This window comes from Pseudomonas sp. P5_B2 (genome assembly GCF_056400445.1).
Map to the genome: position 1 here is coordinate 1 of NZ_JBFULH010000238.1, position 6,572 is coordinate 6,572.

Annotated in this window: 7 protein-coding genes and 1 other RNA gene; 4 read left to right on the forward strand and 4 right to left on the reverse strand. The window is 57.9% G+C overall.

Features of this window, described 5'->3' with window-relative positions; genetic code table 11:
* The first annotated feature begins 170 nt into the window (after nt 1-170).
* Nucleotides 171-788 carry a glutathione S-transferase N-terminal domain-containing protein gene (locus AC1DRJ_RS17005; RefSeq protein ID WP_477803180.1) on the forward strand — a complete coding sequence of 206 codons (618 nt, stop codon included), beginning with the start codon at nt 171-173 and terminating at the stop codon, nt 786-788.
* A gap of 16 nt (nt 789-804) precedes the next feature.
* Nucleotides 805-1,218 carry a ClpXP protease specificity-enhancing factor gene (locus AC1DRJ_RS17010; protein ID WP_477803181.1) on the forward strand — a complete coding sequence of 138 codons (414 nt, stop codon included), beginning with the start codon at nt 805-807 and terminating at the stop codon, nt 1,216-1,218.
* A 117-nt stretch (nt 1,219-1,335) separates the two neighbouring features.
* Here the strand turns inward: AC1DRJ_RS17010 and AC1DRJ_RS17015 are convergent, their stop codons facing one another.
* From AC1DRJ_RS17015 to AC1DRJ_RS17030, 4 genes are all read right to left on the reverse strand, one after another.
* Entirely contained in the window at nt 1,336-1,914 is a 579-nt protein-coding gene (locus AC1DRJ_RS17015) for a BON domain-containing protein (protein WP_477803182.1), read from the reverse strand.
* Entirely contained in the window at nt 1,911-2,504 is a 594-nt protein-coding gene (locus AC1DRJ_RS17020) for a phosphoheptose isomerase (protein ID WP_477803183.1), read from the reverse strand. Before AC1DRJ_RS17020 ends, AC1DRJ_RS17015 begins: the two co-directional genes overlap by 4 nt.
* A gap of 104 nt (nt 2,505-2,608) precedes the next feature.
* The gene (locus AC1DRJ_RS17025) at nt 2,609-2,971 is read right to left on the reverse strand and encodes a YraN family protein (RefSeq protein ID WP_477803184.1); all 363 of its coding nucleotides are present in this window, start codon (nt 2,969-2,971) and stop codon (nt 2,609-2,611) included.
* Nucleotides 2,971-4,782, reverse strand: coding sequence for a penicillin-binding protein activator (locus AC1DRJ_RS17030; RefSeq protein WP_477803185.1), 1,812 nt, complete (start codon nt 4,780-4,782; stop codon nt 2,971-2,973). Before AC1DRJ_RS17030 ends, AC1DRJ_RS17025 begins: the two co-directional genes overlap by 1 nt.
* A 176-nt stretch (nt 4,783-4,958) precedes the next feature.
* Here AC1DRJ_RS17030 and rsmI point away from each other — a divergent pair, with 176 nt between their 5' ends.
* Both rsmI and rnpB read left to right on the forward strand, forming a co-directional pair.
* Nucleotides 4,959-5,864 (forward strand): 16S rRNA (cytidine(1402)-2'-O)-methyltransferase, encoded by a 906-nt coding sequence (rsmI, locus tag AC1DRJ_RS17035; protein ID WP_477803186.1) that lies wholly within the window; start codon nt 4,959-4,961, stop codon nt 5,862-5,864.
* A 74-nt stretch (nt 5,865-5,938) separates the two neighbouring features.
* An RNA gene (gene rnpB, locus AC1DRJ_RS17040) (RNase P RNA component class A) lies at nt 5,939-6,292 on the forward strand.
* Nucleotides 6,293-6,572 lie beyond the last annotated feature (280 nt).

Here is a 6,572-nt window from a genome sequence, read left to right on the forward strand (position 1 = left end):
ACTGGAAAGATGTGCACTGATAAAGCTTCAAGCAATTGCTGTTAATCGCGCGCGCCCAAGGGCGCCTCTGAAGGTGTAACGAGCCTGGTGATCCAGGCGTTACGGGAGGCGCCCTCTGGGCGCGCTCGTTTTTCCGCTTACGATAATTTCAACAAGCGAGGAGGACCGCCATGGGCGTGACCAATCGGTTGGCCTGTTACTCCGACCCCGCCGACCACTATTCCCACCGAGTGCGTATCGTACTTGCAGAGAAGGGTGTCAGCGCCGAGATCATTTACGTGGAAGCTGGTCGTCATCCGCCTAAACTGATTGAGGTGAACCCTTACGGAAGCCTGCCCACCCTGGTCGATCGTGACCTGGCGTTGTGGGAGTCGACCGTGGTGATGGAATATCTGGATGAGCGTTACCCGCACCCGCCTTTGCTGCCGGTTTATCCAGTGGCACGTGCCAATAGCCGTCTGCTGATTCATCGTATTCAGCGTGACTGGTGTGGCCTGGTGGATCTGATTCTGGATTCACGGACCAAGGAAGCTGCTCGGGTCGTCGCTCGTAAAGAGCTGCGCGAAAGCCTGACTGGCGTGTCGCCGTTGTTCGCCGACAAGCCATTTTTCCTCAGTGAGGAACAAAGTCTGGTGGATTGCTGCCTATTACCAATACTTTGGCGCTTGCCGATTTTGGGTATTGAACTGCCGCGGCCTGCCAAGCCGCTGCTTGATTATATGGAGCGCTCGTTTGCGCGTGAGGCTTTCCAGGCAAGTCTGTCTGGTGTCGAACGCGATATGCGCTAAGGCTTAAGGAGCCGCTATGAACTCCAGTCGACCTTATCTGGTCCGCGCGCTCTACGAGTGGATTGTGGACAACGATTGCACCCCGCACATGCTGGTCAACTCCGAGTATCCGTCAGTGCAGGTGCCTCAGGGTTTTGCCAGTGACGGACAAATTGTCTTGAACGTGTCGCCGCAAGCCGTACGTCATCTGCACATGGACAACGAGGCGGTCACTTTCGAAGGGCGTTTCGGTGGCGTGCCGCACACCTTGTACGTGCCTATTGCCTCGATCCTGGGGATTTACGCCCGGGAGAATGGTCAGGGCATGGTGTTCGATCTGGAATCGCCTATGGAAGACGAGGAAGAGATCGAGCCGGATGATGATATTCCGCCACCCGACAGCGAACCGCCGCGTCCCAGCGGTCGACCCAGTTTGAAAGTGGTGAAGTAATAAAAAAGGCGATCCGAAAGGATCGCCTTTTTTATTACTGTAGGAGCCGAGCTTGCTCGCGATGGCAATTTCAAAGACGCCATCGCCGGCAAGCCACGCTCCTACAGGGGGCGGGTGTCAGTCAATATACTCAAACAGCTTCACAACCTTCTGCACGCCGGAAACGCCCTGTACCAGGTTGGTAGCCTGAGCGGCTTCCTGTTTGGTCAGCAGGCCCAGCAAGTAGACGATGCCATTTTCGGTCACAACCTTGATGCGCGAGCCAGGAATGTAGGCGTCGGTGAGCATCTGAGTCTTGATCTTGGTGGTCAGCCAGGCGTCGTTCTGGCGTGCCAGCAACGAGGAGGGCGGCAGGACCTGCAATTCGTTGTGGACGGTTTTTACCCGTTGAACGGAGGCAGCAGCCTGTTCGGCTTTAGCCTTGAGGTCAGCGCGAGGAGTCTGGCCAGCGAGCAGCACCACGCCGTTGAAGCTGGTGACGACAATGTGCGAATCCTTGTCCAGGGCAGGGTCGGCCTTGGCCACGTTTACGCCGACTTTGGTATCGATAAGGGAGTCGTCGATCTTGCTGCCAAAGGTGCGCGTGCCACGGTCATMTTCGATCGGCGCTTCACGGCTGGCGTTAACCACCGAGGTGCAGCCGCTGATGCCGAGGCACAGGGTCAAGGCCATCAGGCCTAGGCGATTAGGGGTCATTCTTCACTCCCGAACAATTGGCTGTCGATCAAATCGCAAAGGCAATGGATCGCCAGCAGGTGGACTTCCTGAATACGTGCGGTGACATTGGCCGGTACGCGAATCTCGACATCCTCGGGCAAAAGCAGTGACGCCATGCCCCCGCCATCGCGACCGGTCATTGCTACGACAACCATTTCGCGATCATGTGCGGCCTGGATCGCCTGAATTATGTTTGCCGAGTTACCGCTGGTGGAAATCGCCAGCAATACGTCGCCCGGTTGGCCAAGGGCGCGGATCTGTTTGGAGAAGATTTCGTTGTAGCTGTAGTCGTTGGCAATCGAGGTGATTGTCGAGCTGTCTGTGGTCAGTGCGATGGCTGGCAGGCTCGGGCGTTCACGTTCGAAGCGATTGAGCAGCTCCGACGAAAAGTGCTGGGCATCGCCGGCGGAACCGCCGTTGCCACAGGAAAGCATTTTGCCCTCATTGAGCAGGGCGTTGACCATCACTTGGCTGGCTTGCTCGATGTGCGGTGCAAGTACGTCCATCGCCATTTGCTTGGTGTCGATACTGGCCTRAAAAAGCTGGCGAATTCGGGATTGCATGTCCATCTGTGTGACCTTAATTAGCGCGGCTACTCGGCACATGAATGTGCAGCCCGCAATGCAAAGAGCAAAAGTGTTGGGTGAAGGTATCCGGTTCGGGGCGCAAGCGATCAGCTGTCGAAGGCATTCTGCACCCAGTTCAACTGATCAAGGTTGCTGTCGATGGCAACCACGTCGAAGCGGCAAGGGGAATTGGCCCAACGCGACTCGCGCTGAAGAAAATACTGTGCAGCGAAAATCAGTTTCTGCCGTTTGCGCTCATCAATGCTATCGAGCGCGCCACCCCATTGGGTGTTTTTTCTGTAGCGGACTTCCACGAATACTACTGTATCGCCATCAAGCATGACCAGATCAAGCTCGCCGCGTTTACACAACCAGTTCTGCGCCAGCAGGCGCAGACCCTGTTGTTGCAGATGCTCGAGCGCATGGCGCTCGGCATCTCTACCGCTTTGCTGGCGTGACCTGTCAGGCATCAGTTCGGGGTGCTCGGCAGGCGTTGAACTTGGCCATTGACGAATTGAGCCCACGGTAGCTGACGCACGATGCGTTGGTTTTGGGTCAGGCTCAGGCTGCCCGACTGCCCTTCGAGGCGGCTGTCCGGCAAGGCTTTGAGTTGCCCCAGACGCGGCGCCAGGCGGTAGGCATCGACGCCCATGGCATACAGGCGACCGAGACTGCCGGCGGCTTGAGGCCATTGAGCCGTAACCTGGCGGCGCAGTGGATCATTGGCGTCCAGCAGCCATGGGGTTTCGCAGAAGCGAATACCGTTCATGTCGTTGTACTGATTCACGTCGCCGCTGGCACTGTACACGTGGGACGTGGCGTAAACCGGCACGTCACCTGCGTATTGGAAGTTCAGGGTCGGTTTGATCTGTTGAGCCTGTTGCGGTGTGGCGGCCAGGAAGATGAATTCAATGTCCTGGCTGCGCGACGGCTGGGCGGCAACCTGCGAGCCGACGGTGCTTTGCAGGCTTTTCGCGCGGCCTTCGCTCTGGCGCAGCTGGAACATGTCGGCAATCTGCTGGGCCAGTTGAACCGGCTGGTCTACGCGTTCGGTGGCAACGATGGTGCCGCCGTTGGCTTGCCAGTCCTGGCTGAATGCCCGGAGTACGCGATCGCCCCATTCGCCTTTCGGCACCATGATCGCGGCGCGATGCAGGCCGTCGGCGCGAGCGCGGCGAGATACTTCGCGGGCTTCGTCTTCAGCGGCCAGGCCAAACTGGAACAGTTGGGGTGGACCTTGTTCGCCTTCGCTGTAGTTCAGCGCCAGGGTGGTGATCGGCAGTTGCGGGCGGGCGCTGAGCTGTTTAACCAGTGGTTTTTCCAGCGGGCCGACCACCAGTTGCACGCCGTCAGCCTGGGCCTTGCGGTAGAACTCGTCCATCGATGTCAGCTTCGAGCTGTCATAAAACTCGATGGCGGGTGGCTTCTGCCCGGCTTGTTGGGCCTGGTAGTAAGCGGCCATGAAGCCTTCGCGTAATGCTTTGCCGACAGACGCCAACTGGCCGTCTTGTGGCAGCAGCAGGGCAATCTTGCTCAGGGGTTGGCTGGCCAGCTCCTTGAGGTTGGTCAGTGCCTGCGGCAGTTGAATGGCGGCAGGGTGTTTAGGGTTTTGGGCGCGCCAGTTATCAATGGCGGCTTGCTGTTGCTCCAGCGTCCCGGCCGTTTTCACTGCCAGTGCCAGGCTCATCCAGCCGCCGAGGTCGTCGGAGGTGGTGGGCTGCAGTTGTTCGGTGGGCAGGGAGGCGATCAGGATCCAGATCGCATCGTGGTTTTTGCTGGCCGCTTCGCCGCTCAGCATGGGAGCGATGGAAATACGTACCCGTGCGGCGGCCAACGTCTGGCCATCTGCTTCGAGGGCGCGGGCGTGAACTGTGCCGGTGCGAACCTGTTGCTCAGCCGGCAGTTCACCCAGGCGTTGCAGGCTCGGATGGCTCAAAGCCGTCAGTGCCGCTTTAGGTTGATTGCGCACCATCGCCAGTTCCGCCGCCAGCGTACTGGCGAAGACTTGAGGGCCTGGCTTGAGTTGCTCGACCGGAACTTGCTGCAGGATTTGCGCGGACTGGCCGGCATTCCCTTGGCGGTAGGCCACGTCTGCGGCGCTCAGGCGCAACAGGGCAGCTTCTTCCGGGTCTTTGCTTTGATTGGCCTGCCCGAGCAGTTGCTCGACGCTGGCATTCGGGGTCCGTGGAACTTCGCCAAGGCTGGAGGAGGGCGAGCTGGCGCAAGCCGCCAGCAAGGCAGCGAGGCAGAGGGCAGTGAACAGCCGCAGGCAAGCGATCATGTAGTGTTCCTGTTACTCGATCAAATTAGCGTGGAATTGTACCCAAGCACTGGCCGGGGCGCGATGCTACTGGCGTGAATCGATCAATTTAGCTCGTGTAAATGTTGCAGTGCTGCACAAACGGCGAAAAAACCCGGAAAGGGCCAGGCGTATCGCAAGCGCCGCTACGCGCTACAATGTCACTTTTTACCGATCATGAGGTGTGYGCTTTGACTGCTCCAGGTGCTTTGAATTCCGCTGCTGGCTCGCTTTATGTGGTGGCGACGCCCATCGGCAACCTGGACGACATCAGTGCGCGTGCGCTGAAGATCCTTCGTGAGGTGGCGTTGATTGCTGCCGAGGACACTCGTCACTCTCAGCGTTTGATGCAGCATTTCGGTATTGCGACACCGTTGGCGGCCTGTCACGAACACAATGAACGGGATGAAGGTAGCCGCTTTATCACGCGTCTGCTGGCTGGCGACGACGTGGCACTGATATCCGATGCCGGCACGCCGTTGATTTCTGATCCCGGTTATCACTTGGTGCGTCAGGCTCGTGCTGCCGGGATCAATGTGGTGCCGGTACCGGGAGCCTGCGCATTGATCGCGGCGCTGTCGGCGGCAGGTTTGCCATCCGACCGGTTTATCTTTGAGGGCTTTCTGCCGGCCAAGGCTGTCGGTCGCCGGGCTCGTCTTGAGCTGGTAAAGGAAGAGCCGCGCACGCTGATTTTTTACGAAGCTCCGCACCGCATTCTTGAATGCCTGCAAGACATGGAGCTAGTGTTCGGTGGCGAGCGTCAGGCGTTGCTGGCTCGTGAAATCACTAAAACCTTTGAAACCCTTAAAGGCCTGCCATTGGCCGAGTTGCGCGAGTTCGTCGAGTCGGACAGTAATCAGCAGCGCGGTGAATGTGTGGTGCTGGTGGCCGGCTGGTCTGCGCCCGAGACTGAAGACGCGGTCAGTGGCGAAGCGATGCGCATCCTCAATCTGTTGCTCGAAGAGATGCCGCTCAAGCGTGCGGCCGCCTTGGCTGCGCAAATCACTGGTGAGCGCAAGAATGTGCTGTATCAGGTTGCGCTGGATAAACAGAAGGGCGAGTAAAACCGACGTGCAGAAGGTGGCAAAGTTGTTTAGCGCTTGTTCTTCGGTCGCTCTGCCGTTAACCTTCGCGGCGGAGAGTCGATCGGACAGTCGCTGCCCTCTATGAAAATTAGGGGGGGGAGGAAAGTCCGGGCTCCATAGGGCGAAGTGCCAGGTAATGCCTGGGAGGCGTGAGCCTACGGAAAGTGCCACAGAAAATAACCGCCTAAGCGCTTCGGCGCCGGTAAGGGTGAAAAGGTGCGGTAAGAGCGCACCGCACGTCTGGCAACAGTTCGTGGCTAGGTAAACCCCACTTGGAGCAAGACCAAATAGGGTCCCAAGGCGTGGCCCGCGCTGGGACCGGGTAGGTTGCTAAAGATGTCCAGTGATGGCCATCGTAGACGAATGACTGTTCAAGACAGAACCCGGCTTACAGATCGACTCTCCACCTTTTTTTCCTCCCTGTTTGAATCTTTGAACAGGGCGCTGGTGATAGCATTTTCCCTCCTTTCAGAATCATCAGCAGAAGCACTTTCGTAATACCAAAAAAATCTTACTCTTAACAAACTACTTTAACTTTCGAGCGCAGCCATCTGAGTTGTCTCAAGTTATTGGGTGCAATGACACGTCGGATTTCCGTATTACCTCCTCCTGCTCTCCTAAATCTCAGTTCTGTAAGGGTTTTCCTTTAATCCGCGCCTTGACGGTGCGGTAGCCGCATTCCTATAG